This is a genomic window from Bordetella genomosp. 4 (assembly GCF_002261185.1).
Lineage (GTDB): Bacteria > Pseudomonadota > Gammaproteobacteria > Burkholderiales > Burkholderiaceae_B > Bordetella_A.
This window is the reverse complement of the sequence record NZ_NEVQ01000019.1, coordinates 161,661-187,311: the sequence shown is the minus strand read 5'-3', so window position 1 is coordinate 187,311 and position 25,651 is coordinate 161,661. Positions and strand designations below refer to the sequence as shown.

Annotated in this window: 22 protein-coding genes; 15 read left to right on the top strand and 7 right to left on the bottom strand. The window is 58.8% G+C overall.

Translation table 11 applies throughout. The features are described 5' to 3' along the window. Positions 1 to 414: 414 nt before the first annotated feature. Complete coding sequence (locus CAL20_RS19500) at positions 415 to 1,326, bottom strand: LysR substrate-binding domain-containing protein (protein ID WP_094822669.1); 912 nt, start codon at positions 1,324 to 1,326, stop codon at positions 415 to 417. A gap of 136 nt (positions 1,327 to 1,462) precedes the next feature. On the opposite strand from CAL20_RS19500, the gene CAL20_RS19495 reads away from it, so the two are divergent. The 4 genes from CAL20_RS19495 (at position 1,463) to CAL20_RS19480 (ending at position 7,983) form a co-directional block, all read left to right on the top strand. Further along, a complete protein-coding gene (locus tag CAL20_RS19495) occupies positions 1,463 to 3,511 on the top strand; it encodes a hydantoinase/oxoprolinase family protein (RefSeq protein WP_094822668.1) in 2,049 nt (682 codons plus the stop codon). 16 nt (positions 3,512 to 3,527) lie between these two features. Beyond that, positions 3,528 to 5,528: a hydantoinase B/oxoprolinase family protein gene (locus CAL20_RS19490; RefSeq protein ID WP_094822667.1), complete on the top strand. Its 2,001-nt coding sequence runs from the start codon at positions 3,528 to 3,530 to the stop codon at positions 5,526 to 5,528. Positions 5,529 to 5,567: 39 nt separating this feature from the next. After that, positions 5,568 to 6,905 (top strand): NAD(P)/FAD-dependent oxidoreductase, encoded by a 1,338-nt coding sequence (locus CAL20_RS19485; RefSeq protein ID WP_094822666.1) that lies wholly within the window; start codon positions 5,568 to 5,570, stop codon positions 6,903 to 6,905. A gap of 94 nt (positions 6,906 to 6,999) precedes the next feature. Beyond that, on the top strand, positions 7,000 to 7,983 hold the full coding sequence (locus tag CAL20_RS19480) for a tripartite tricarboxylate transporter substrate binding protein (RefSeq protein ID WP_254924253.1): 984 nt from the start codon (positions 7,000 to 7,002) through the stop codon (positions 7,981 to 7,983). Positions 7,984 to 7,993: 10 nt separating this feature from the next. Here the strand turns inward: CAL20_RS19480 and CAL20_RS19475 are convergent, their stop codons facing one another. Beyond that, a complete protein-coding gene (locus CAL20_RS19475; protein ID WP_094838695.1) occupies positions 7,994 to 8,872 on the bottom strand; it encodes a GntR family transcriptional regulator in 879 nt (292 codons plus the stop codon). A 225-nt stretch (positions 8,873 to 9,097) separates the two neighbouring features. Here CAL20_RS19475 and CAL20_RS19470 point away from each other — a divergent pair, with 225 nt between their 5' ends. The 5 genes from CAL20_RS19470 (at position 9,098) to CAL20_RS19450 (ending at position 13,370) form a co-directional block, all read left to right on the top strand. Next, positions 9,098 to 9,958 carry an amidohydrolase family protein gene (locus CAL20_RS19470; protein WP_176456562.1) on the top strand — a complete coding sequence of 287 codons (861 nt, stop codon included), beginning with the start codon at positions 9,098 to 9,100 and terminating at the stop codon, positions 9,956 to 9,958. Between the two features lie 61 nt (positions 9,959 to 10,019). Further along, a complete protein-coding gene (locus CAL20_RS19465; RefSeq protein ID WP_094822662.1) occupies positions 10,020 to 10,439 on the top strand; it encodes a cupin domain-containing protein in 420 nt (139 codons plus the stop codon). Positions 10,440 to 10,526: 87 nt separating this feature from the next. Further along, the gene (locus tag CAL20_RS19460) at positions 10,527 to 11,591 is read left to right on the top strand and encodes an isocitrate/isopropylmalate dehydrogenase family protein (RefSeq protein ID WP_094822661.1); all 1,065 of its coding nucleotides are present in this window, start codon (positions 10,527 to 10,529) and stop codon (positions 11,589 to 11,591) included. A gap of 69 nt (positions 11,592 to 11,660) precedes the next feature. Then, positions 11,661 to 12,644: a Bug family tripartite tricarboxylate transporter substrate binding protein gene (locus CAL20_RS19455; RefSeq protein ID WP_256981634.1), complete on the top strand. Its 984-nt coding sequence runs from the start codon at positions 11,661 to 11,663 to the stop codon at positions 12,642 to 12,644. 81 nt (positions 12,645 to 12,725) lie between these two features. Beyond that, a complete protein-coding gene (locus CAL20_RS19450) occupies positions 12,726 to 13,370 on the top strand; it encodes a UbiX family flavin prenyltransferase (protein ID WP_094838694.1) in 645 nt (214 codons plus the stop codon). Here the strand turns inward: CAL20_RS19450 and CAL20_RS19445 are convergent. Then, positions 13,352 to 14,023, bottom strand: coding sequence for a response regulator (locus CAL20_RS19445; RefSeq protein ID WP_094822659.1), 672 nt, complete (start codon positions 14,021 to 14,023; stop codon positions 13,352 to 13,354). The genes CAL20_RS19450 and CAL20_RS19445 overlap by 19 nt on opposite strands. Positions 14,024 to 14,031: 8 nt before the next feature. Next, positions 14,032 to 15,411 (bottom strand): sensor histidine kinase efflux regulator BaeS, encoded by a 1,380-nt coding sequence (gene baeS, locus CAL20_RS19440; RefSeq protein WP_094822658.1) that lies wholly within the window; start codon positions 15,409 to 15,411, stop codon positions 14,032 to 14,034. Positions 15,412 to 15,563: 152 nt separating this feature from the next. Here baeS and CAL20_RS19435 point away from each other — a divergent pair, with 152 nt between their 5' ends. From CAL20_RS19435 to CAL20_RS19420, 4 genes are all read left to right on the top strand, one after another. Further along, on the top strand, positions 15,564 to 17,132 hold the full coding sequence (locus tag CAL20_RS19435; RefSeq protein ID WP_094822657.1) for an argininosuccinate lyase: 1,569 nt from the start codon (positions 15,564 to 15,566) through the stop codon (positions 17,130 to 17,132). A gap of 215 nt (positions 17,133 to 17,347) precedes the next feature. Further along, complete coding sequence (locus CAL20_RS19430) at positions 17,348 to 18,103, top strand: FadR/GntR family transcriptional regulator (RefSeq protein WP_094822729.1); 756 nt, start codon at positions 17,348 to 17,350, stop codon at positions 18,101 to 18,103. Positions 18,104 to 18,166: 63 nt separating this feature from the next. Continuing rightward, on the top strand, positions 18,167 to 19,072 hold the full coding sequence (gene kdgD / locus CAL20_RS19425) for a 5-dehydro-4-deoxyglucarate dehydratase (RefSeq protein WP_094822656.1): 906 nt from the start codon (positions 18,167 to 18,169) through the stop codon (positions 19,070 to 19,072). Positions 19,073 to 19,416: 344 nt separating this feature from the next. Then, positions 19,417 to 19,770 carry a hypothetical protein gene (locus tag CAL20_RS19420; RefSeq protein WP_094838693.1) on the top strand — a complete coding sequence of 118 codons (354 nt, stop codon included), beginning with the start codon at positions 19,417 to 19,419 and terminating at the stop codon, positions 19,768 to 19,770. Positions 19,771 to 19,917: 147 nt separating this feature from the next. Here the strand turns inward: CAL20_RS19420 and CAL20_RS19415 are convergent, their stop codons facing one another. Then, positions 19,918 to 21,336 (bottom strand): short-chain fatty acid transporter, encoded by a 1,419-nt coding sequence (locus CAL20_RS19415; protein WP_094838692.1) that lies wholly within the window; start codon positions 21,334 to 21,336, stop codon positions 19,918 to 19,920. 200 nt (positions 21,337 to 21,536) lie between these two features. Continuing rightward, the gene (locus CAL20_RS19410; RefSeq protein WP_094822653.1) at positions 21,537 to 22,241 is read right to left on the bottom strand and encodes an IclR family transcriptional regulator; all 705 of its coding nucleotides are present in this window, start codon (positions 22,239 to 22,241) and stop codon (positions 21,537 to 21,539) included. Between the two features lie 101 nt (positions 22,242 to 22,342). Between CAL20_RS19410 and CAL20_RS19405 the strand changes: the two genes are divergently transcribed. Together CAL20_RS19405 and CAL20_RS19400 are read left to right on the top strand one after the other, a co-directional pair. Continuing rightward, positions 22,343 to 23,062, top strand: a complete 720-nt coding sequence (locus tag CAL20_RS19405; RefSeq protein ID WP_094822652.1) for a PIG-L deacetylase family protein — start codon at positions 22,343 to 22,345, stop codon at positions 23,060 to 23,062. Between the two features lie 114 nt (positions 23,063 to 23,176). Beyond that, entirely contained in the window at positions 23,177 to 24,139 is a 963-nt protein-coding gene (locus CAL20_RS19400) for a Bug family tripartite tricarboxylate transporter substrate binding protein (RefSeq protein ID WP_094838691.1), read from the top strand. A gap of 90 nt (positions 24,140 to 24,229) precedes the next feature. Here CAL20_RS19400 and CAL20_RS25670 read toward each other — a convergent pair whose 3' ends face one another. Next, complete coding sequence (locus CAL20_RS25670; RefSeq protein ID WP_179266704.1) at positions 24,230 to 25,564, bottom strand: YXWGXW repeat-containing protein; 1,335 nt, start codon at positions 25,562 to 25,564, stop codon at positions 24,230 to 24,232. Between the last annotated feature and the right edge of the window lie 87 nt (positions 25,565 to 25,651).

Below are 25,651 nucleotides of genomic sequence, written 5' to 3'. Positions count from 1 at the left end.
TATAACGAAATCGTAGCTCGAGAGATCTTCTGTTCGTCTCCGATGCCAAACCCTTCGCATGCAGATCCCGAACGCTATTCATGGCCGCGCCCGTAGGCGGCCATGAATAGCAGCCCTGCAAGATCTTCATCCTTGCAAACGCCAGTTCCTACAAAGCCTACGAAGACCAGTCGTGCCAGCGATGCAGGGAATCAGAGATTCTGCGAGTCGAGGCGGGGCAGTGACCGTGTTGGCGCGCCTCGGAGGCGAGCGAGGGAAACCGAAGGAGCGCAGCGACGAGGTTGACAAAGCGGTGTCGGACGCGCAGGCGGCCGACCGACTCCGTGAAGCGCCAACACGGTCACTGCCCCGCCTCGACGTCCAATAGAACTCATACCCCCCTCGCCCTGCCCGCTAAACCCCCGCTGTGGCTGCTCACGCCGAATCCCTCAGCAATCGCCGGCGCGTCGCTACGGTCTGGTAGCACTCGCAGAATGTCTTGGCCAGCAGGCTGAGCGGATTCCCCGAGGGATACACGAGATACGTTGAAAACACGATATCCGGTGCGAACGGTTTGATCGCGATGTTCAGGGATCGGAAACTATCGGCGACATCGGGATTGGCGATGCTGACGCCCAGATTCAAGTCCACCATGTGGCAGATTGCGGCGGCAAAATGCGATTCGTAGGATAGACGCCGCTGATCGCCTGCCGCGGCGAATACGGCGTCGATCACCTTGCGCATGGCGTCATTCGGTGACAGCGAAAGGAATCGTTCGCCCGCCAGATCTTTGGGCGTCAAGGGACGGCGTTTCGTGGCTAGGGGGTGTTTGGTCGAGACGATGCAGACGCCCAGCGATTTGCTGGCCACATGGTGGCCAATGCCAGGGTTGCTGAAAATGTCGGACGCGACACCGATGTCGCTATAACCTGCGGCGGTCCATTGGCAGACCGTGATGGAGTCCGCCACGTGTAATGACACCGTGACGTCGGGAAATTTCTCTGCGAACAGGCGGATGGCCTCGGGTACGGTCACCAAAGCGGGAGACGGGACGGCCGAAATACGCAAATGCCCGGTCCCGCGCGTGCGTAATGTCGCTGCAGACCGCTCGAGGCTGCGCAGGCCCGCGAATGTCAATTCGACATCGCGAAAGAAAACCTCGCCTTCCCGTGTGGGGATGAGCTTGCCTGCGATGCGTTCAAACAGGCGCAAACCGATACGGCTTTCCAGTTGGGCGATGACCCGGCTGACGTTGGGCTGGGTCGTGTTCAGATCCTTGGCCGCTTGGGTCATGGACCGGGTCAGCATGACAGCGCGGAAAGTTTCGATCTGGCGGAAGTTCAGCATGGGTCATATCATTTTTGCATGACATCTGATGATAATTCAATTAGTCATATGGGTGGCGAATCCCTACCATGGGCACATTGATGCAGCAGATCGGGGGCCTGCACGGACCTGACCCCCAATTTTGAGGAGTGCCCCAATGAGCCTTCGGATAGGCGTGGATATCGGTGGATCCTTTGCGGATTTCGCCGTGTTGGATGAGTCGACGCGGACCATCCAGACCCTGAAAGTGTTTTCCCGCCCCGACGCGCCAGGCAGCGAGGTGTTGGCCGGTATCGAGCAATTGAAGGCACGGTATGCCCTCGATCCGGCGCAGGTATCGTATTTCACGCACGGCACGACCGTGGGCGTGAATGCCGTGGTGCAGCGCCGTGGGCTGAAGCTGGCGCTGATCACGACGCGCAATTTCGAGGACGTGCTGGATATTGGCCGCCTGAAGATCCCGGACATGTACCACCTGATGTCCAAACGCCCCGTGCCGTTGATTTCCCGTGATCGGGTGTTCGGGGTCGATGAGCGGATGGCCGCTGATGGACGCGTGGTGTCGCCCGTCGATGAGGCCAGCGTGCTGGCCGTGGCGGAGTCCTTGCGCGAGGCGGGCTGCGAAGGCATCGTGATCTCTCTGTTGCATGCCTATCGTAATCCCGCCCACGAACTCGAGGTCAAGGCGATTTTGCAGCGTGCGCTGCCGGGAATGTTTGTGTCGTGCTCGCACGAAGTCTGGCCGATCATCCGGGAATACGAGCGTACGCTGACGGCGGTGATCGGCGGTTATGTGCAGCCGCGCGTGTCGCATTATCTGGAAAGCCTGCAGGGGGCCTTGCGCGAGAGCGGTGTTCCTGTCGACTTGAAAGTGACGAAGTCCAATGGCGGCGTCATGAGCGCAGAACACGGCAAGGCGAACTGCGTTCAGATGATTCTGTCCGGCACGGCGTCTGGTGTGATTGGCGCTGCGTATATCGCCAAACTGTGCAATATCCCGAACTGCATGAGCCTGGATATAGGCGGTACCACCGCGGATATCGCGTTGATCGTGGACGGGAAACCGCAGTTCGCGACCGGTGAATACATCGGCGATTTTCAGATTCATATTCCTTCGGTTTCCGTCTCGTCGGTGGGTGATGGCGGCGGCTCCATTGCCTGGGTCGATGATCTGGGCGTGTTGAAAGTAGGGCCTCAAAGCGCAGGCTCGACGCCGGGACCCGTTTGCTATGGCAAAGGCGGGACACAGCCCACCATCACGGACGCGTTTGCCGTGATGGGCGTGATCGGCGCGCAGCAACTGGGCTACAACGCCGTCAAAGTGGATGTCGATGCCGCGCGTCGGGCGATTGCGCCATTGGCCGAGCGTTTGGGAACGGATGTGCTGCGGACTGCCGAGGCCATCGTCAACGTGTCTGTATCGAGCATGTATGCAGGCGTCAGCCGGGTGATCTCGCGGTTCGGTATCGATCCGCGGGTGTTCAACCTGATGCCTTTCGGCGGTGCGGGTCCGATGCTGGCCTGCTATCTGGCAAAGGCGCTGAAGGTGCAGAAACTGCTGGTGCCCACCACGCCAGGGGTGCTGAGCGCGCTAGGCGGTTTGATTGCCGATGTGAAGAACGACTTTGTTCAGACCACTTATTGCGATCTGAATGTGGGCACACTGCCTGGCCTGGCGACGGCGGTCCAGGAGTTGGAGACGAGAGCCCGCGAATGGCTCGTCGCCGAGGTCGGCAGCGATAGTGGAGCCGAGATCGATGTCTCTGCGGATATGCGGTATCGCGGCCAGTCGTTTGAGATCGATACGCCTATTCAGCGTGAATGGCTCGAGCAAGGTCAGATCGATAAATTGAGCCGTGCCTTTCACCAAGAGCATGAGCGTCTATACGGGCACGGTGATGCGAGCGCCGGCGTTCAGGTTGTCGCGATACGCCTGGTGATCACGTATAGAACGCCTAAACCGGAATTGCGCCATATCGCCAAAGGCTCAGGAACGCCGCAAACCGAATCCACCTTGCAAGTCTGGATGGAAGGCGAGTATCGGGATGTGCCGCTTTATCGCCGGGACAAGCTGCTCGCCGGTCAGACGTTCAGCGGACCGGCGATCGTGGCGCAGGACGATTGCACGACCTGCGTGCTGCCCGGTTTTGACGCACACGTGGACGTCTACGGGAATCTCGAGCTTATAGCGCTTGAACTGAACTGAATCGGGCGAGGATCACATGAATTTCGATAAAACGGTACTGCAGATTTTTGCCAACTACTGCGTAGCGGCTGCTGAAAGCATGGCGCATACTCTGATGCGTACGGCTCATTCGGCATTTGTGAAGGAAACGGAGGACTTCTCCTGCACCATCATGAATCTGGCAGGTCAGACGTTTGCGTCACCCAAGACATTGGGAGCCACGTGGTACCCAGGCCTGGATTTTGGCAGCGTGATCCAGATGATCGACAGCTACGAGCCGGGCGATATCTGCATGACGAATGATGCATACAGCGGCTTTGTCGCGACGCACACGCCCGACATCATGATGTGGAAACCCGTGTATTACCAAGGCAAGATTGTTTGCTTTGTCGGGGGCCATATTCACAATACCGATATGGGGGGCGCCGTTCCTGCCTCGTTGTCGCGTACTCTGACCGAGGTGCAGCAAGAAGGCATCCGTTTTCCGCCGACCAAGATCGTGCGCCGTGGTGAACTCAATAATGAGTTGATGCGCTTGATGGAAATCAACGTGCGTTCGCCCGAACAGAATCGCGGTGATTTGCAGGCGCAGATCGCCATGCTGATGACCGGCGAGCGGCGCATTCTCGAGATCATCGAGAGATTCGGACTGGAGACATTCCAGGATGGCGTAGAGGCCATGCTGGATTATTCCGAGGAACAGGCACGCGCAATCGTGCGGTCCATGCCGGACGGTGAATATTTCTTTGCCGAGTATGCCGACGAAGATTCCTTGAACGGCAAGCCCTTGCGTGTTGCGATTACGCTGCGTATCCAGGATGGCAGTCTGGAATTCGATTTTTCGGGCAGCGACCCGCAGTTGAATTCATCGTTGAACATGCCTACCGGTGGCAGAGAGCGTCATGTGTTGGCCCTGGTCGGCCTGAATTACGTGCTGTATTCCTTGAATCCGGACATCTTGCTGAACGCAGGGATGTTGCGCGTCGCCCGATGCATTTTGCCGGAAGGGTCGGTGGTCAATCCGCTACCGCCCGCCGCTGTGGGAATGCGCAGTTTGACGTGCAAAGTCGTGCAATACGCCACGATGGGTGTGTTTTCCCAGGTTGTGCCGGATCGTTTGCCAGCCTCTCCGGCCGGCGGCATGAGCATCGTGAACGTCAAGACCACGGATCGCTTGGGCAAGAACATCATTGCAGCTATCGGGCCTGTAGGCGGCGGCGCGGGCGGCGATCCCTGGAGCGATGGGGTCGATGCGTCTGGCGCGATTGTGGCGTTCTTGCGTAATACGCCGGTAGAGATCAACGAGACCGAGGTGCCGATTCGGATTACGCGATACGGCATGGTCCCCGATAGCGGCGGGCCTGGAAAATATCGCGGAGGGCTAGGAACCTCTATGGAGTTTCAGGTCTTTACGCCGAATTCCGCTGTCACAGCACGCAATCGTGATCGTTCGCGCTTTGCGTCTTGGGGCGTATTGGGGGGCAAGGCGGGTACGGTGTCCAAATTCACACGCAATCCTGGCACGCCGCATGAAGAGGATCTGGGCGTCAACGATTTCATTCAATGCCAACCGGGCGATGTGATTCGTCTGGACGGCTGCGGAGGCGGTGGTTATGGCTCGCCCTTTGAGCGCGATCCTCAACAAGTGCTGCACGATGTGCGTTGCGGTTATGTGTCGGTCGATAACGCCCGCAACCAGTATGGCGTGGTCATCGATGGCGACGAGGTGCGTCGGGACGAAACCAAAGCGCTGCGGGCTCAACTATCTGCGGCTCAGGTTCAGAACGGCGCGCACTATGACTACGGCGACGGCAGAACGGCGTTCGAATCGGTATGGACGCCTGCCCGCTATGCGAAGCTGACTCAGCATCTGGCAGGTGTGGCGCCGATCTGGCGGCACTTTCTCAAGATAAAGATCTTTGACGCGGTGGATCAGCGAGTGCGGCAAGACGCCGGCGATACACGGCCCGAACTGATCGACGAGATCTTCGAGCAGATGCAGAAGGCCTATCCCCAATTGCAAGCCGCAGACGCGTGATGTCTGAGCGACCAAGAACTCTATCAGGCAGCCATTGTCATGCAACAACTGAAGCAAACGCTTTTGCGGGTAGATACGGCTCAGTCACCACCGCCCTCGGCAGATGTGGTGGTGATCGGAGCGGGGGCGGCGGGGATTGCTACGGCCTATGAACTGACGCGATTGGGAGCCAGTGTCGCAGTGATCGAAAAGGGGTGGGTCGCAGCGGAACAGAGCAGTAGAAATTGGGGCTGGTGCCGCACGCTCGGGCGGGACATCCGCGAGTTGGAAATGGCCAAGCTGAGTGTGGATCTGTGGCGTCATCTGAAATCGGAGACGGGCGCAGATGTGGGATTTCGCGAGACCGGCGTGGTGTTCGTCACGGATAACCCCAAGGAGTTGCAAACCTGGGAGCGATGGCACGGCACGGCTTCTGCGCGCGGTGTCCCGTCGAAGATGTTGAGCGCGCGCGAAGCCAACGCCACGCATGCCTGGGGAAAATCCGCCTGGATAGGAGGGATACGTACCGAGCGGGATGGCTATGCCGAGCCATCGCGGGCGATCCCGTTGTTAGCCAAGCATACGCAGGAGCAGGGCGCAAAAATCGTTCAGCAGTGCGCGGTAAATGAGTTGCTGATCGAGGGCGGCCGTATTGCGGGCGTCCAGACAGAAAAGGGCATTGTGCGTGCGAAGCAGGTGGTCTTGGCCGGCGGTGCATGGTCCTCCATGTTTTGCAGAAAACATCGGCTGCGGCTGCCGATCCTGCAGGTGCATTCGTCGGCGTCGAAGAGTCTGCAGTTCGATACCGGCGGCCGTTCGCCGGCTCGAGCGACGCAGTTCTCATTCCGAGACAGGGAAGATGGCGGCCTGACTCTGGCCAAGAGCGGGCGCGGCACCATGCACGTAGTGCCCGACCTGCTGCGTTATGGCATGAAGTTCCGGGATCTGTACCAAGCCAGAAAAGCGAACGTCAATGTTTCTCTGGGACGAAAATTTTTCGCCCAGCTATGGGATGAGTTTCGCTACTTCTATTTGAACCAGTCTCCCTATATCCGCCATCGGGTTCTCGATCCAAAGCCCGATATGAATCTGGTCAGAAGCGCTTATGAGGACGCGGCGGCTTTGTTTTCGGGTATGGGGCCGAATCTGATCGACCGGGCATGGGGCGGCGTCATCGACAACACGCCGGATGGCATTCCCATCATCTCGGATGTCGCGCGTCTGCCTGGGTTGTTTCTATGCACGGGATTTAGCGGTCATGGTTTCAGCTCGTCATTGGGAGCGGGGCGAAGTCTGGCGCAATTGATGGTGCATGGGCGTGCCGAGATTGCCCTGGATGATTTTTCGTATGAGCGCTTGATAGACGGACGGCGCTTGCAACCCAGCATTCTGTATTGAATGGCCGCTGCCGCCATGGGGCGGCAGCTTGGTTTTTAGCAGTGATCACGTCAACAAGGGGAATACAACGATGCGTTATAGCCGAAGATCATTTTTGGGCACACTTGCCGCAGCACCTGCGTTGTTAGGCGGCGGAAAACTGGCCTTGGCCGCTTCTGCCAATGCAGCGAACTATCCAGACCGCCCGATCAAGTTCGTGGTGCCATTTTCAGCAGGCAGCAGTACCGATATTGCCGCGCGTGTATACGCCGAAGTGGTTGCGAAAGCCATAAAAGGCGCTTCCGTGGTGGTCGAAAACCGCGCGGGAGCAGGCGGCAATCTGGGCGCCAACGTCATTGCACGCGCCGAGCCGGATGGTTATTCCCTGTTGTATAGCGCGGCGACGCCTTATGTCATCGCGCCTTTCGTGTATGCCGATCTGCCTTATGATCCGGCGCGGGATTTTGCCCCTATCGCGGTCACGATCAGTGTGCCCGTGTTTGTGGTTGTCTCGGCCGAGAGCAAGATCCATAGCTTGGATGATCTGGCGGCGCATATCAAGGCGAATCCGCAAACCGACAGTTATGCTTCTAATGGCGTGGGGACTTCCAGCCATATTATCTGCAAGAGCCTGGCGACGGAGCTGGGATATCCCGATCTGTTGCATGTGCCGTACAAGCAGGGCTCTCAAGGAGTGATGGCCGATGTCATCGGCGGGCGGCTCACGTATGCGGTGGACCCGTGGTCCGTAGTGGGACCGATGGTGCAGTCCGGGCGCCTGCGGGCGATTGCCACGACCAATGGCGAGCGGCTCTCTGTCGCGCCCGATATTCCGACGCTGAGCGAGCTGTTGAAGAAAGACTTCACGATTGTGACGTGGAACGGCTTGTGGGCGCCGACAGGGACACCGCAAAGTATCGTGGACCGTCTGGGACAGGCTTTCGAGGCCGCGCGGGATAACAAGCAACTGGTGGAGAATTTCGAACGCCAAGGCACGCCGCTCATGCCAAAGATGTCTCAGTCAGAGACGGCTGCGTTCATGGCGCAGGAAAGCCAGCGCTGGAAGAAACTGGTCCAGGTCGCGGGCATCCACGTTTGAAGCGTTTCCGCTACGCTGATGCCACTGCCCGCTTTTCGCGGGCAGCATCCAGCAGATGGGTGCGCATCATGGTGGAGGCTTTTTCCAGTTGGCCCGCCAGCAGCAGATCAATCAATACCAGGTGTTCCTCGCAACGGCGCAATGCCTGTTGCCGGTCCACGGCTTTACGGTATTCCATCAGCCGGCGAACGCGATTGATGCGTCGTAGTGAATCCAGAATAAAAGCGTTGCCGCAGCATGCTGCAATGGTTTCGTGCAGCCGCGTGTTGGCATCGAAAATCTGCGCTGGCGAAACATGATGCACTTCGCCACCCACTAGAGCCTGTTGTTCCTGACGGCATTGTTTCAGCCCAGCTTCGTCGATATGGAATGTGGGTTCCAGAATCGCGGCTGGCTCAACCAGGATGCGGTATCTGTAGCTGTCTGCATAAGCGACCGACGAGGTCATCACCTCGGTAAAGGCCCAGCCGTGGCCAGGCAGCCGTTCCATCCAGCCCTCGTTTGAAATGCGGCGCAGTATGTCGGTGAGCTGGCTTCGCGTGACGTCGTAGCGGCGCATCAACTCATTTTCAGACACTCGCGCGGGCAGCTTGCCATCGAGCCGTTCCTGAGCAATGCGCAGATAGAGGTCTTCCTGTTCTGACGTGTTGGCCAGGGCTGCGGGCTTGACCTGGAGCGCGCCTGCGCCGACTACGAATCCGCCGTCGGGATGAGGGTCGATCAGGGCTTGATCGGCCAATTGCCGCAGCGCCGTGCGCACCGGGGATCGTGACACCCGCAATGCCTCGGCCAGACTGCGCTCGGACAAACGTGTCCCTGCCGGCATCGACTGGGCATTGATCCGCTGGAGGATATCGGTGGCGAGTTGAGACTGAAGGGATTGGGGCATGCGTTCAATGAAAAGGGGATGCCTGCCTATCGTATCTCAGCGGCCGGGAGCGGCGCACGTTTGATGAGGCAGGTACGTCCGGAACCGTGGTTGATTTTCAAATTCTGCTTGCGCCGCGGTTTGAATGAGTGGTACTTTATATTAACAAAAGACCATTTTGGTGTGTCCGCGGCTACCACCGCGGAGGCGCTCAGCCGCGATATCCCCTTTGATCAGGCAGTCCACATGTCCTCTGCAGTGACCGTTTTGCCAGCCCGTGCCTGTGATTGCCACGTGCATGTCTTCTGCCCCGAGCGCTATCCCTATGACGCCGACAGGGCCTATACCCCCGCAGTGGCGCCGGTCCAAGCGTTACGGCAGTGGCAGTCCTCGTTGGGTGTTGAACGGGCGGTGCTGGTGCAGCCCAGTTGCTACGGACTGGATAACCGCGCCATGTGCGAGGCATTGCGTACCTTGGGCGTGACGCGGGCTCGTGGCGTGGCAGTCGTGGACCCTGCCACCGTGTCCGATTCGGAGCTGGATTCGCTGCAGGACCACGGGGTGAGGGGCGTGCGTTTGAATTTTCATGTGCACGCGGCCACGGATCCGTCGGTGTTGATTCAGCGTTTCCGGGCGGTAGCAGATCGGATCGGCGGGCGTGGCTGGCATGTGCAATTGCACGTCGATAGCCAGGCGTTGGCTTTGTTGGCGCCTGTACTACGCAATGCGGACATGACTGTCGTACTGGATCATTTTGGCGGCGGCGCCGCATCGATGAAAACGCTGGCCTCGCTATTGCCATGCCGTCATGTGTGGATGAAGCTCTCCGCGCCGTATCGCGTGTCGCAGGTGGCCGAGTACGCTGACTTGGCGCCCATGGTGCGCCAGTGCCTGGAGATTGCGCCGGATCGCCTGGTGTGGGCCTCCGATTGGCCACATACCGGCGGCAACGGCCAGCGCAAGGGCACAGTGACGAAGATCGAGCCGTTCCGAGAGGTGGATGTGATGGCCACGTTGACGTTGTTACGCGAATGGGTCTCGGACACGCAGCAATTCAACGCGCTGATGGTCGACAACCCTGGGCGTCTCTATGGTTTTGAAATTTGATTTGGCTATGTGTCTGTGCAGCGGAGCGTCGTGCACAGGCTATTTTTAAAGGAATGTACTCATGATCAAGACGGGTTCCAACGCGGTGCTGATTCAGCCGGAAACCATTCAAAAACATGATCGCGGAGGTGGTGCGAGCACGACGCCGCTAGTCACCCGCGGAGTCGGTGCTACAGCGTTCATTACCGGCTACACCGAATTTCAGGGTGGCGCCCAGATCCCTTTCCATCACCACAACTGCGAGGAAAGTGTGATGCTGGTCGAGGGCAATGCGATCTTTGACATTGACGGCGAGGAATTCGCGGTCAAGCCCCAGGACGTCACATTTATTCCGCCAGGGGTGCCGCATCGATTTCGCAACGCCTCGGACACCGAGCCTATGAAGATTCTGTGGATTTATGGTTCGCAGAATGCCACGCGGACATTGGTGGACAGTGGCGAAACACGACCTATTGCGGCGGAGCACGGCAAGCAAGGCTAGGCAGTGAAATGCTAAGCCGAAGCGTCATGGCATTCAGCGCATGCACTGTGAACGGCGATCAGTGGTTATTTTTTTAGGATATGAAGAATGAAATTCTTGGTGCTGCCCGGCGATGGTATCGGGCCCGAAATTGTCGAAGCCTCGGTCAATGTGCTCAAGGCCGCGGATCAGCGCTATGGCCTCGATCTGTCTTTCGTGTACGAGGATGTGGGATTTGTCAGTCTGGAAAAACACGGCACGACGCTGCGTGAAGAGGTGTTGCAGGGCGCGCGTGGCTACGATGGCATTATTCTGGGCACGCAATCGCATGCGGATTATCCTGCGCCGGAAAAGGGCGGACGCAATATTTCAGGGGCCTTTCGCGTAGGCCTGGATCTGTACGCCAACGTTCGCCCGGCACGTACGCGTGACAGCATCCCCAGCAATATGCGCGCGGGCCGCAAGATGGATCTGGTGATCATGCGCGAGGCGACCGAGGGTTTTTATCCGGACAGGAATATGGCGCGCGGGTGGGGCGAAATGATGCCGTCGCCCGATATGGCGTTGTCCGTGCGCAAGATCACGCGTCATTGCAGCGAGCGTATCGCCCGCCGTGCGTTTGAGCTGGCGATGAAACGCCGCAAAAAAGTGACTGCCATCCACAAGGCGAACAGCTTTCATATGACGGACGGGTTGTTCCTGGAGTGCGTGCGCAAGGTCGCGACGGAGTTTCCTGAGGTCGCATTGGACGATCTGCTAGTGGATGCTTCGACCGCACATTTAGTGAAATCGCCGGAGCGCTTTGATGTGCTGGTAGCCGAGAATTTCTATGGCGACATTCTTTCCGATCTGGCCAGTGAGCTATCGGGCAGTCTCGGGTTGGCGGGTTCGATAATGGCAGGCGATGACCTGTGCTGCGCCCAGGCTCAACATGGTTCGGCGCCGGACATTCAGGGGCAGGACAAGGCCAATCCTACATCCATGATTCTGTCGGTGGCGATGTTGTTGGATTGGGTGGGCGAGCATCGCCGATTGGAAAACTACGCAAAGGCCGGACAGGCGATTCATACCGCTGTTGATCGGGTGTTGGACGACCCGGCTGCGCGCACGCCGGATATCGGCGGAAACAGCGGAACTCAAGCGTTTGGGGCCGCCGTGGCTAAACAGTTGTGATTCTGAACTAAGCATATCGCCGTCAAGGTGGCCGTTCGAGCCACCTGCCGGCCCAGCGAGGAGACATCAATGAATATTGCACGTTTGCGTGCGGCACTATGTGCCGCACTGGGGATGGTCGCGCCTGTTGTGGCGATGGCGGGTAACGGGCCGGATGGGTATCCGGCGCGTCCGGTGACGGTGGTCGTGCCGTTTTCTCCGGGCGGCGGCAGCGACAATATCGCGCGTTATATCGCCTCGCGTTTGAACGACAGGATAGGCGCCAGCGTGATTGTGGAAAATCGTCCCGGCGCGGGCACCAATATCGGCAATGAGTTCGTTGCGCGCGCGGCGGCCGATGGCTACACGTTGTTATTCGGTCAAGTGACCTTGTGCATCAACCCGTCCCTGTATCCCAAACTACGTTATGACGTGGCAAAGGACTTTACTCCCATTGCCCATATCGCGAACTCTCCGACGGTGCTTTTGGTCAGCGCGGCCAGCAGTTTCAAAGACGTCAAGACGTTTGCCACGTACGCCAAACAACATCCCGGCGAGGTCAACTACGGCTCTGGCGGCGCGGGGACCTCTGTGCATTTGGCCGGCTATCTGTTTGCATCGCAGAACGCGCTCGATATGCAGCATGTGCCCTACAAAGGCAGCGGGCCCGCGATGGTGGATCTGATCGGCGGACAGATACAGGCCATGTTTGATACTGCACCCTCGGCGGTGCCGCAAGCTGCAGGCGGCAAGGTCAGAGTGCTGGCGGTGACGGGCGACCAGCCGCTGGAGGCATTGCCCGGCGTGCCCACGTTTGCGCAGGCGGGGTATCCGCAGTTCAATGCGCCGGTCTGGTATGGGTTGTTGGCGCCGGCAGGGGTGGCCAAGCCCGTCGTGTCATATTTGAATGAACAGGTGAATCTGATCTTGGAAGAACCGGAAACCCGGCAACGCTTGTCGCAGCTGGGATCGGTGCCTGTAAAGGGCAGTCCCGAGGCATTCGGGCAATTTATCGCGAAGGAGTCAGATCGCTGGCGTGCCGTGGTCCAGAGTGCCGGGGTGACGAAAGACTAGGCTGAGGCGGCGGACTCAAATACGTTAAAGTATCTGGATTCGCCCGCCCACAATCTCGTTTTCCTCAAGGCCCCCCGAATAATGAAGCAGTCTGATTCCCCCCGCCGCCTGATCGTGGGCATTACCGGTGCGACCGGGGTGATTTATGGCATTCGCGCGTTGCAGGTGTTGCGCGAGCTGGGCATCGAGACGCACCTGGTGGTGTCGCGGGCCGGGGAAATGACCCGCGAATACGAAACTCAGTTGAGCCGGCGTGATCTGCACGCGCTGGCGGATGTTGTGTACCCCATTAACGATGTCGGGGCGGCGATAGCCAGCGGGTCATTTCGCACCATGGGCATGCTGATTGCACCTTGTTCGGTACGCAGTTTGGCTGAGGTCGCCACCGGTGTGACGACATCTTTGCTGACGCGCGCAGCCGACGTGGTGCTGAAGGAACGCCGCACGCTGGTGATGATGGTGCGCGAAGCACCGCTGCATGCAGGCCATCTGCGTAATATGCTGACGGCAACGGAGATGGGGGCGATCATTCATCCCCCTGTCCCGGCGTTTTATACGAATCCCAAGTCCATCGAGGACATTGTCGATCAGTCGTTGGGACGCGCGCTGGATTGTTTTGGCCTCGACATGCCTAATATGCCGCGCTGGGGCGAGATGCCGAATGCGGTAGAGATCATCGACATCGATGATGACGATGATCAGGCCGATCAAGATTCAAAACGATAGCCTACGCCGTAGATGGACTGGACCCAGTCCTCTGCGCCAGCCTGAGCAAGCTTGCGCCGCAGATTTTTGACGTGGCTGTCGACGGTGCGGTCAGTCACCACGCGGTGATCCATGTACAGGTGGTTCATCAGTTGATCGCGTGAGTACACCCGCCCGGGCTCAGCGGCCAGGGTGCGCAGCAAACGGAATTCCACTTGCGTCAGGCCCAGGTCCTGGCCGTTTGCGCTGGCCCGCAGCGCCGCGTCGTCTATCGCCAATCCCGGTGTCGCGCTCGTCGACGGGTTGCGCTGATAGCGTCGCAGCACCGTATTGACGCGAGCGACGACTTCACGAGGGCTGAATGGCTTGCAGATGTAGTCGTCTGCACCGACCTCCAGGCCCAGGAGGCGATCGATTTCCTCGACCCGTGCGGTGACCATGATGACGGGGGTGTCAGAGATGGCGCGCAGATCACGGCAGATGTCGATACCGTCGCGGTTGGGCAGCATCAAGTCCAACAACACCAGGTCGGGATGATGCTGTTGATAGGCTTTGACGACATCGGCGCCGTCATAGACCTGATGGCATTGATAACCGGCAGCCAACAGATAGTCGCGCAAGACGGCAGAGAGTTGCGGTTCGTCTTCGACAATCAGAATCAGGTTTTGGGACATGGTAGCGATCAAGCCAATGTCGGGATGTGAATGGTGATGCGCAGCCCGCCCAGCGGCGAGGCGGATGCCTCGATGCTGCCCTCGTGTGCCTGGACGATATTGCGGCAAATGGCCAGGCCCAGGCCGCTGCCGCCGCTGGCACGGTTGCGCGAGGCGTCTACCCGATAAAAGCGCTCGAACAGGCGTGGGAGTTTGTCGGCATCGACGCCGGGCGCGCTGTCTTGAAAGACGACTTCGATCTGGCCATCCTGTGACGTGCACTGCACTTCGACGACGCCGCCGGCATCCGTGTAGCGCAGGGCGTTCTCGAGCAGATTGCCAAACAGTTGTTGCAGCCGGCGCTCATCGCCCTCGATCCGCTCCAGATCAGGCGCAATGTGCCACCGTAATGTCAGGCCTGCTCCTTCGAACCTGCTTTGCATGGATAGCAACGTGGCCTCCAGCAAAGTGGCCAGCGACAGGGGAACACGGCGATACGTCAATGCGCCGATATCCGTGAGCGACAGGTCATGCAGATCATTGACGAGTTTGCCCAGTTGCTGGATCTGCTGTTCCAATGGTAGCAGCGAGGCCGGCGTCATGGGCCGGATGCCGTCCTGTATCGCCTCGACTTCGGCACGCATGACGGCCAGCGGCGTACGTAATTCATGTGAGATATCCGCCATGAAATGACGCCGTGCCTGTTCGGTATGTTCCAGGGTATTGGCCAATTGATTGAAGTTGCGTGCCAGGCCACCCAGCTCATCTTTGGCCATACGCCGTACGCGGGTGGTGTAATCGCCTGCGGCCAGACGGTGCGTGGCTGCGGCCAGACCGTGCACGCGTTGCAGCAATGCTCTGGACAGCAACCAGGCGAGTAACGCAGCCGTCAATACGGAGAATAGCCCGATCAGCCACCACATCTGCAGCTGTGACTCGTAGAAGCGTACATCGCCTGCGGAAACGGCTTGTTGAAAGGGCACGAGCGCCATCCATCCCACGGTATTTCCGTTCACGTTGATCGGACGCAGAATGGAGTTGCGATTGGCGTCGGGGTGGCCAACGATGAATGAATAATCGCGATCCAATAGCGCAAAACGCAGGATGGCGCCCGTTTGATCGGACACTGGAGGCGCGAGCCGGGGCTGATCCGGAAGGGGATCTGGGCGCATGAATTCAAACCAGGGCTGCAGATCGTCGGTGCGCAGAAAGTCCCAGCTGCCATGGGCTTGATAGGCTTGTGCGATGCGCGGTATGACCGACAACATGCGGCTTTCGCCTTGTTCGTTCAGATAGCCCAGAAAGCCGCGCTGGAAACTGATGCGTGAGGCGAAGTTGTTGATCAGCAGCACGATCGCGCACGAGGCGAGGACTGCCAGAAACAACTTGGACGTGATGCCGAGTTTCATAGTCGGGCGCGGGAACAGAGGCATAAAGCGAAATTTTGCACCATGAAATCGGAAAAGCCACGTTTCAGGCGAGAAATCCACATTTGCTTCACAGTCGGTACACTGGTGGCCCGCCCCATTCGGCCGGATATCCCACCCATAACGAGAATGCCATGAGACATACACCCGCCATCCTGAGTGTTGCGTTTATCATTTCGTTGACCAGTGCCGATGCCTGGGCACAGCAGCCTGCGCCCGCCAAAGCCGATGCTAGCGCCGCCAACAAAGCGGCCGCTGCTGTGCCTGCGCGCGATCCCTTTTTCTGGCTGGGAGAAATCAACAAAGCGACAGCGGTGATCAATACCGACGAGGGGCTGTTGGACAAAGCCATGGGCGCTCGCCTGGCCGCAGGTGTCGCCAAGGTCATCAACGACGGGAATCAACCCGGCGCAAAACGGCCCTCCACCGTAATTACGTTTGAGCCGCTCTTGATCAAGGCGGCAGGGCAGGACATCACGCTATTACATGCCGGGCGATCCAGCCAGGATATGCACGCAACCTACCGCAGTGCGATTCTGCGCGACAAACTGCTGGAGCTGGCCGATCAGTTGAATGCCACCTCGACGACGCTGGTCAATCTGGCGGCTAAACACGCCGATACTGTCGTGCCCAACTATACGAACGGCGTGGCGGCCCAGCCCAATAGCTACGGCCATTATTTGCTGGGCCATGCCGCGGGCCTGGATCGTGATGCGCAGCGTATTCGCGAGGCCTATGCGCGGATTGACCGGTCGCCTATGGGCACGACAGTGCTCAATGGCACGAGCTGGCCGTTGGATCGCAAACGCATGGCCCAGTACCTGGGCTTTGAAGCGGTGGTGGACAACGCCTACGATGCGGCGCAGATATCAGCGATGGATCAGCCGGTCGAGGTGGGCGCTATTGTGACCAGTATTGCCTTGCATACAGGCAACTTTATCGAGGACGTGATGACGCAGTATGCGCAACCTCGGCCCTGGATTCTGTTGCAGGAGGGCGGCGGCAATACCTATGTATCCAGTGCGATGCCGCAGAAACGCAATCCCGGTTTGTTGAACAGCACGCGTAGTGACGCCTCGACCGCGGTGACGTTGGCGATGGGGCCGGTCTGGCAGACGCATAACATCACACCGGGGATGAGCGACCCGAAAGACGACAAGCAGAATGCCGCCATGGTCGATAGTGCCATCGTCGTGTTAAAGCGCTGGGATCGTGTCTTGAAAGCCCTGGTGGTGAGTCCGGAGCGGGCGTTGGAAGAACTCAACAGCGATTGGACTGCGTCCCAGGAACTGGCTGATGTGCTGATGCGTAAGTACAAGCTGCCATTCCGGGTCGGGCATCACTTCGCCTCAGAGGTGGTGGACTATGCCAAGACCAATAACATCAAGCCTCTGGATTTCCCCTATGAACAGGCGCGCCGGATTTACGCTGAGGCGGTGAAGGGCACAGAATATCCCGCCGAGTTGCAGATGAGCGAAGCCGAGTTTCGCTCGACGCTGGACCCGGTGGCGATTGTGAAAAACCGTCAGACCTCGGGCGGCCCGCAGCCTGCGGAAATGCAGCGGATGCTGAAAGAGGCGAATGAGCGCCTGACTGCGCAGGCAGCGTGGATACAGGCGCGTCGCGATCACATCAAGAATTCCCTGGCGGATCTGGATCGGCAATTCGATCAGTTGGCAGGGAGTGCGCGGGCGCAGCAGTGACTTCGGTGTATGGCCACCCGCCGTTCAGGCGGGTGGCCGGCGCTGGTTATGGAAGGGGATAGCGGGGGAGGAGGGTAGTGCGGGAGCCACTTCGTCCGTCTGATGACGTTTTTAGTTGACTAAAATTCGTACATCGGGGTGATGAGGAATTTGTCATATGACATCGTTTTCCCAGTAATATGAGAGCTTACGACGCCGTATTGCAGGAGAAAACCTTGAAAGCCAGCCCCCCCGCTCCGACGAAAAAAAAGACGCTTTCGTCTCAGGTCGCGGACCAGCTGCGTGCCCAGATCGAAGGCGGTGTTTACGCGCCGGGTGACAAACTGCCGACTGAGCAGGTCCTGGTGGAAAAATTCGGCTTTAGCCGGACAGTGATCCGCGAGGCCGTGGCGACCCTGCGCGCCGACGGTTTGCTGGAGTCCCGCCAGGGCGCAGGCGTGTTTGTGCTGGGACCGCAGCAGTCGGATGAAACGCTGACCCTGTTTTCGCACGCCAGCGACAAGATCTCGGACATCATCGAGGAACTGGAACTGCGTATCGGCATCGAGGTGGAGGCGGCCGGTCTGGCAGCTGCCCGTAGTTCGCCAGCACAAGAGGCGGCCATACAGGCTGAATTGGATCAGTTTGCGCAGTTGATCGCCGAGGGAAAATCGACCGATGAATCGGATTTTCGCTTTCATATGGCGATTGCAGCGGCCACGAATAACAGCCGATTCAAGACCTTTCTGGAGCACATCGGGCGCCGCATGATCCCGCGTGTCAAGCTGCGTACGGTAATGGGCGGCGTCGACCCGCTGCCCAGCCGGGACCATACGATATTGGCCGAACACGAAGAAATCGCAGATGCGATTTTTGCCAGCGACGTCGACCGGGCGCGGGACGCCATGCGCAGGCACCTGCTGATCGGGATCCAGCGCTACCGCTTGTTGACCCGGCGTAGTGCCAACCCCACACCCATCGAAGTGGATTGACTTGTTTTCAAGATTCATAATATGATTTGCTCCAGATTCATATTATGACCTAGTGAGGATCACATGACACCGCAAGAACTCAAGACCCGCATCGCCTCCGGACTGTTGTCGTTTCCCGTTACCCACTTCAAAGACGATTTCAGCTTGAACCTGGACAGCTACCAGGAACACGTGGGCTGGCTTTCGGGCTATGACGCTGCTGCGCTGTTTGCTGCGGGCGGCACCGGTGAAATGTTCTCGCTGACTCCCGAGGAAATCGGCGAGGTCACCCGCGCCGCCAAGTCGGTTGCAGGCAATGTCCCCATTATTTCCGGTTGCGGCTATGGCACGGCCATCGCCAAGGACATCGCCCGCCGTGCCGAAGACGCCGGCGCCGACGGCCTGCTGCTGCTGCCTCACTACCTGATGGAAGCACCCCAAGAAGGGATCTACCAGCACGTCAAGGCCGTGTGCGATTCGACCAGCCTAGGCGTCATCATTTACAACCGTGCCAACTCGGTGGCAACAGCTGATACGGTGGCTCGTCTGGCCGACGCTTGCCCCAACCTGGTGGGTTTCAAAGACGGCACCGGCAAGACCGATCTGGTTCGCCACATCACAGCCAAGCTGGGCGATCGCCTGTCTTACATCGGCGGCATGCCGACGCACGAATTGTTCGCCCAGGGCTTCAACGGCCTGGGCCTGAGCACCTACTCGTCGGCCGTGTTCAACTTTGTGCCCGAGTTGGCTCTGCGTTTCTACAACGCCTTGAATGCCAACGACACTGCGACCATGGCCAAGATCCTGGATGATTTCTTCTTCCCGTTCGCCCAACTGCGCGATCGCCAAAAGGGTTATGCCGTGTCGATCATCAAGGCCGGTGTTGAATTGATCGGCCACAAGCCGGGCCCGGTTCGTGCGCCGTTGACCAACCTGACAGCCGACGAAAAAGCGCAACTGAAGGCGCTGATCGAACGCGCCGGCAAATAAGCCAGCGTGATGGGCCGGTCGCAACCCATGCGCTGACAAGCCCACCATATCGATGAAGGCAACCCCCGAGCGCCAGCCTGATGTCTGGCGCTCGGGGGTTTTGGCGTACCCGCGTGTGGGGATCGCCTGTAGCCTCACGACAAGCCACGGCGGAAAAACGCGAGGGGTACGCGACGCTATGTCCTATTTTTTTAAGAAAGGCGCGCATTCCTGCTTTCGATAAACCAGTCCGCTACGCTGGCGTCTCCGGATTGTGCCTCGGTTTGCGCCAGACGCTTGGCGTCTGGGTATCGTTCAGATGTTCTGAGGTTCAACTTTCCTTGACTCGCAAATTTGGAGAAATTATGCGTGAACTCTCTTTACGTGAGATTTCAGGTGTGAGCGGTTCTGGCCCCTGGACATCAGACGGACGCAGCGGTGTGGATAGAAAGCTTTTGGGAGTGATGGTCGTAGGCTCGGCGGCGACCGCTGTGGCCTATAGCGCGGCGTCGGAAGTATTGGAGTCGTTCCAGCCCAAAATGATGGTAGCGGGAGCGGCTTTCGGTTGGGTCTTTCCGATCATTACCGATGTGCATCTCGTCAACCCGGACGAGGGCGTAGGCACTCGCGTTTGTGTGTCCGGTGCTGTTGGCGCGTTTACGGCTATGTGCGGCGCCCTGGCGCTAGACGAAGGCTCTCGAGCACAGCGCAGGGCCTAGAGTCCAGTGTGGTAGTGTCGGCAGCGCTGCGCCGTGCATAGGCGCGAGCGTGTGCCGAGGTAATCCCGAACGTATCCAACAAGCCCGAGTCGGCCCCTGCAATGCAGTGGCCGTTTTTGTGCAGGCTGTTTGTTCGCTGTGAATTGCTCAGGGCTGTATCGGAGGGAAATAACTCAGCGTGGCGCCGAGTAACCATAGCAGGCCAAGCACCAGCGGGATGTGTACCAGCAACTGCACGAACGTGAAGCCGATCAGGTCCCGTGCCTTCAGCCCCAGCACGCCCAGCAGCGGCAGCATGTAGAACGGGTTGATCAGATTAGGCAGGGCCTCCGCCGCGTTATAGATCTGTACTGCCCAGCCCAGGTGATACTGCAAATCATTGGCGACTTGCATCACATACGGGGCTTCGATAATCCACTTTCCGCCGCCTGACGGAATGAAAAAGCCCAGTACTGCCGAATACACACCCATGAGTAGCGCATAGGTATCGTGCGAGGCAATCCGTACAAAGAAATCCGAGATGTGATGGGCCAAGGTGGATCCGTCGGCGCCCTGAACGGTCGTCATGATCGCAGCGATCGAACCGTACAACGGGAACTGGATCAGCACGCCGGTGGTGGTGGGCACGGCGCGGGCCACGGCATCCAGAAAACTACGCGGCCGCCAATGCAGCAGGGCGCCTGCCATCAGGAATAGCAGGTTGTAGGTGTTCAGCCCCGAGATGGCCAGGATGGCGGGCTTGGTCGCGAATTCGTGCCAAAGCCAACCGCCCGCGAGGGCCACTAGAACGAGGATCAGGAATGGGCTGTATTCGAGCCATTCGCCCGGACGCGTGCGCTTGGGCAACTCGGGCACCACCACGACCGGGTCGATACCGCAGGCTTCGGCGTCTTTGGCGCTGTGGTCGCCGGGTGCTGTCATGTACGACACAATGATGGAAACGATCACCAGCGCCAGGAGCATGACGCCCGACTGCCACAGGAAAATAGTTTCGGTAAAAGGGATCACGCCGGTGATGGCCAGTATCGACGGCGGCAGGCTGGCCGGGTTGGCCTGCAATTGTGCTGCCGATGACGACAGGCCCAGCGCCCACACCGCACCCAAGCCCAGATAGGCGGCGGCGCCGGCGGCGCGGTAGTCCATTTTGATGTCCGTGCGGCGAGCCAGCGCTTTGACCAGCAGCCCGCCGAATACCAGACTCAATCCCCAGTTCAGCAGCGAGGCCAGCATGGAGATAAAAGCGACCCATGCAACGGCAGAGCGGCCGTTATGGGGCACTCTCGCCAGAACGTCGATCAAACGCGAGGCGGGTTTGGAACTGGCCACCACGTAGCCCCCGATCACCACAAACGCCATCTGCATGGTGAACGGAATCAGGCTCCAGAATCCATCCCCGAATGCCTTGGCCGCAGCGGCAGCGGGCGCACCCATCGCCAACGCGGCTACGACGACGATCAACACGGCAACCGTGGCGAATACCCAGGAATCGGGGAACCAGCGTTCTGCCCAACTGGCACAACGCATGGCGAACCGGGCAGACCGGCTTTCCTGTACTGAAACAGCCATACCAACATCTCCAATTACATAATTACTTTGTTTCCGCACGCTTATTGCAAGGGCAAGCGCGAATACTCATGCCCCGGGAATTGTGCTTCGCGAATGTACATCAGAAAGTAATGCGCGTATTGGCGATGAAGATGACAAAAACGCTATAACGGACGATGCTGACTGCGTGTGAGGTGGTGCCGGGTTCGTCGGATTTAGCGTCACTTATAGAGCGCGTCTAGTATTTCTGCGGAAGCACCCAAACGTTTTGACAGCTCTTGTGCATGACCCAGAATCAGGCTTTCGAAATGGGCTTTGTCGACGTGGTCCAAGCGAGCAGTAGGGCCTGCAATGGTGAGCGCGCCGACGAATCTATCATCGTCTCCAACGATGGGTGTCGACCACGACGAGGTATAGGGATCTCGCGCGCCCCGCGAATAGAGCGGCAGCCGTTCGTTATTCGGGTATTTGCCTTGTGCCCATATGGCAAAGACCCGGCCGGTAGACGATAGGTCAGGAGGCATGACTGTACCAGCCAGGACTTGGCTGTGCAGGCCTTCGTGGGGTTGATGGCGAAACAGGCACAGGCGGTGCCCGGGCTCTCCGGACTCTACGTAATAGGCTGCGCTTTCGCCCGTTTCTGCAGATAGCAGTTCCAGTACGGGCATGACGACGGCATCCAGGTCGAAACCGCGTTCATACACCCGCGCCAGGTACAAAACACGCGGTCCCAGGCTGTAGCGGCCGTCGATCTCGCGCACGACATAGCCACACCGCACCAGCGAATTCAACAGGCGAAAAATCGTGGTTTTGTGCAGGCTCATCCGTGCGGAAAAATCCGCCAGGGAAAGGTGCTCTGCACCGGGTTTGAAGCAGTCCAGCACGCTTAATGCCCGCTCGACGGCGGTAACGCCATCATTGCTCATCAGCTTTTTTCCTATGTGTGACCTATGTCGTTGTATAGAGTACAACGGAGTTGTACAAAAATACAATAGCGGCATTATTCATACAAATCGCGGAGACAGAAATGTCGAACTCAATGTTGGTCGTGACTGCCCATGTCGGGGATTTCGTGTGGCGTTGCGGCGGTGCCATGGCTCTGCATGCGCAGCGAGGTGTGCCTGTGCATTTGATCTGTCTGAGTTATGGCGAAAACGGCGAATCCAACGCCGCTTGGCAAGGGGCGGCGCCAGTGGAGCGCGATGCTGTCAAGCAATTGCGGCGGGCCGAAGCAGAGGCGGCAGCCGAGATACTGGGTGTTGCGTCATTGGATTTTTATGATCTGGGCGATTATCCCTTGCCGGAGTCGCCGGAGTCGGTGCAGAGGATTTCGCAAACCATGCGCGCGACCAGGCCCGCGGTGGTGCTGACTCACCCGGAGCACGATCCCTCGAATCTGGATCACTGCCGTACTTATGAAATGGTGCTGCGTGCCCGCATGCAAGCAATGGCGCCTGGCCATGGGGCCGACCATGTCGTGCCGCCTCAGGTTCTGTGTTTTGAACCGCATCAATCCGAATTGTGCGGGTTCAAGCCCAATCTGCTGTTGGAAATTACCGCGGTCTGGGAACAGAAATGGCAGGCCATGCAAGCGATGCCGACGCAGCGCAATCTGTGGACCTACTACGAGCGAGTGGCGCTGCAGCGCGGGGCTCAGGCGGGGCGGCGGGCCAAGAGCGTCGGCACGCTGTATGGCGAAGCCTATCAGAGCATTTTCCCTGCTGTGGTGCCCGCTTTCGTGGAATGAGCAGCAGAGCATCGCTGCCGAGCACGTGCAGTACGAGAGACAGCTGCGCAAAGCTGCAGCAGATAGCTTTTTTAGTCGTAAAAATCTACAGCAAGAAAACTCAGGAGGAGCATGATGCTGACAAGAAAAATCCTCGGCGCGGCAGCGCTGATGTTGGGTCTGTTGCCGTTAGGCCAAGCGATGGCCGAGTATCCCGAACGTCCGATACGCATGGTGATACCGTTCGCCGCGGGCGGCCCGGCAGATATGGTGGGCCGCGAGTTCGCCATGCTGCTGGGCAAGGAACTGGGACAGCCCGTCGTGGTGGTCAATCTGGGCGGGGGTCATGGTGTGCCGGCATTGAACCAAGTGCTGGGTCAGCCCGCTGACGGCTACACCTTATTGATGCCTGCATCGGGCAACATGACGGTGCCTTCGAAGGTGATGCAGGATAAAAAAGTCCTGGAGTTGTTGGCGCCGATCAGCTTGTTGACGCAAAGCCCGCACGTGTTGGTTGTGACGTCAAAATTGCCCGTGCGCACCACGCAAGAGTTGATTGACTACGCCAAAGCGCACCCCGGTCAAGTCAACTTTGGTTCCGCTGGGGTAGGCGGTGTTGCGCATCTGGGCATGGAGCTGTTCAAGAGCCTCGCCAAGGTGGATGTGGTACACGTGCCGTATCGCGGAACATCGCAGGTGGTGACGGATCTGGCGTCAGGGCAGGTCCAGGCGCTGTTCAGCAGCATGCCGTCGTTGAAACCCATGATTGACCAGGGCTCTGTGCGGGCATTGGCGATGAGTGCGCCAAGTTCCGGCACCGATACGGCCAAACTGCCGGTGATTTCAGCGACCTTGCCCGGGATGGAATACACCACTTGGTATGGTTTGTTTGCCAAGGTGGGCACCCCGCCCGAGATCGTGGAAAAGCTCAATCAAGCCGTGGTGGAAACCTTGAAAAACCCGGAGCTCAACGAGAAATTCGATCCGCAAGGTGTTGAGTTTGTGTCAAGCAGTCCGCAAGAACTGACCGATATCGTGCGTAGAGATACAGAGAAATGGACCAAGCTGATCCAGGACGCGGATATTCAGATTGATTGACGACAGGCCCGGCGGTATGGTGTCGGGGCCTGTCGTCCGTTGAAAGCATGTGCCATGAGGCTACCTCGGAATTGAGGTCAGTCGGGTGTCCTAATCCCGGTTGCCTCGACCGCCTCCGTGGTCGCCACCGCCGCCGCCGCCACCTCGGCGCTCCTGTTGTTGGCGAGATTGGTGCTGACGTTGCGCTTGTTGTTGCTGACGGGCTTGCTCCTGGCGTTGAGCTTGTTGCTGTTGACGCGCCTGTTGCTGGCGTTGCTCTTGTTGCTGCCGACGGGCTTGCTCCTGGCGTTGCTCTTGTTGCTGTTGACGCGCCTGCTGCTGACGTTGCTCTTGTTGCTGTTGACGCGCCTGCTGCTGACGTTGCTCTTGTTGCTGCTGACGAGCTTGCTGTTGGCGTTGTTCGTTTTGCCGCTGTTGACGGTCTTGTTGCTCGCGTTGCTCTCGCTGTTGCTGCTGACGAGCTTGCTGCTGGCGCTGTTCGTTTTGCCGTTGTTGACGATCCTGCTGCTGGCGTTGTTCTTCCTGCCGCTGCTGGCGATCTTGTTGCTCGCGTTGCTCTCGCTGTTGCTGTTGACGAGCTTGTTGCTGGCGCTGTTCATCCTGCCGTTGTTGGCGATCTTGCTGCTGACGTTGCTCTTGAGCATGCCGTCCATCGTCGCCACGATTGGCATTCTGCTTCTGCTGGAAATCGCGACGGTCAGGTTGTCCGTTCGGACGGTGATCGTTGTCGCCTCGTCCTGGTTGTCCCGGACGTTGATCACCGCGTTGTGAATGATCGCGATCGTCATCGCGTCGCTGATTCTGGCGTTCGCGCGCCTCGACGGTGCGACGATGTTCACGGTCGATTTGCCGTTCCCTGTCGGTGGGGCCACGTTGAATACCGTCCTTGCCGCCGTGGTAACTGATACGGCGGTTGTCTACGTTGTTGACCACGACCTTGCGGTTGTAGACATTCGTGACGCGATGCACGTCGATATGATTGACCTCGCGGTTGTAGTAGAAGCGATTGCTCTTCCAATAGCCGCCGTGGTATCCCGAGCCGATATAGCCAAAGCCATAATTGATCCCGCCGTAATAGCCTACCTGGCGGCCCCAATAGCCCGGGTGCCAGCGATAGACGTTGCCGACAAAAGCCCAATACCCCGGCGTCCAGAGTGCGCCGATGAAAGGCGGCATGATCCAGGCGCCGGGCACCCAGTAATACCCGCCATGATTAATCGCCCAATAGCCCGGCGTCCAGATATACCCGGGACCGGGAATCATCGGCTGATCGTAGACGGGCAACGGCGGTGGCGGCGCGTCCCAAGCGTTGACGCCGATGCTGATCGAGACATCGGCCGCCGCGGCCGGTAGTGGTGCAGCCAGCGCGGCGAGCAGTGAGCCCGAAATCAAGGCGCCAGCGGAGAGTCGTTTTAATGTATTCATGATGATCTCCCGTGGGGAAAATCAGTATCTATAGTAGCGAGGGCCGGAGTAGTAGTAATGCGGTGGGGGCCCCGGTTGAGAATAATA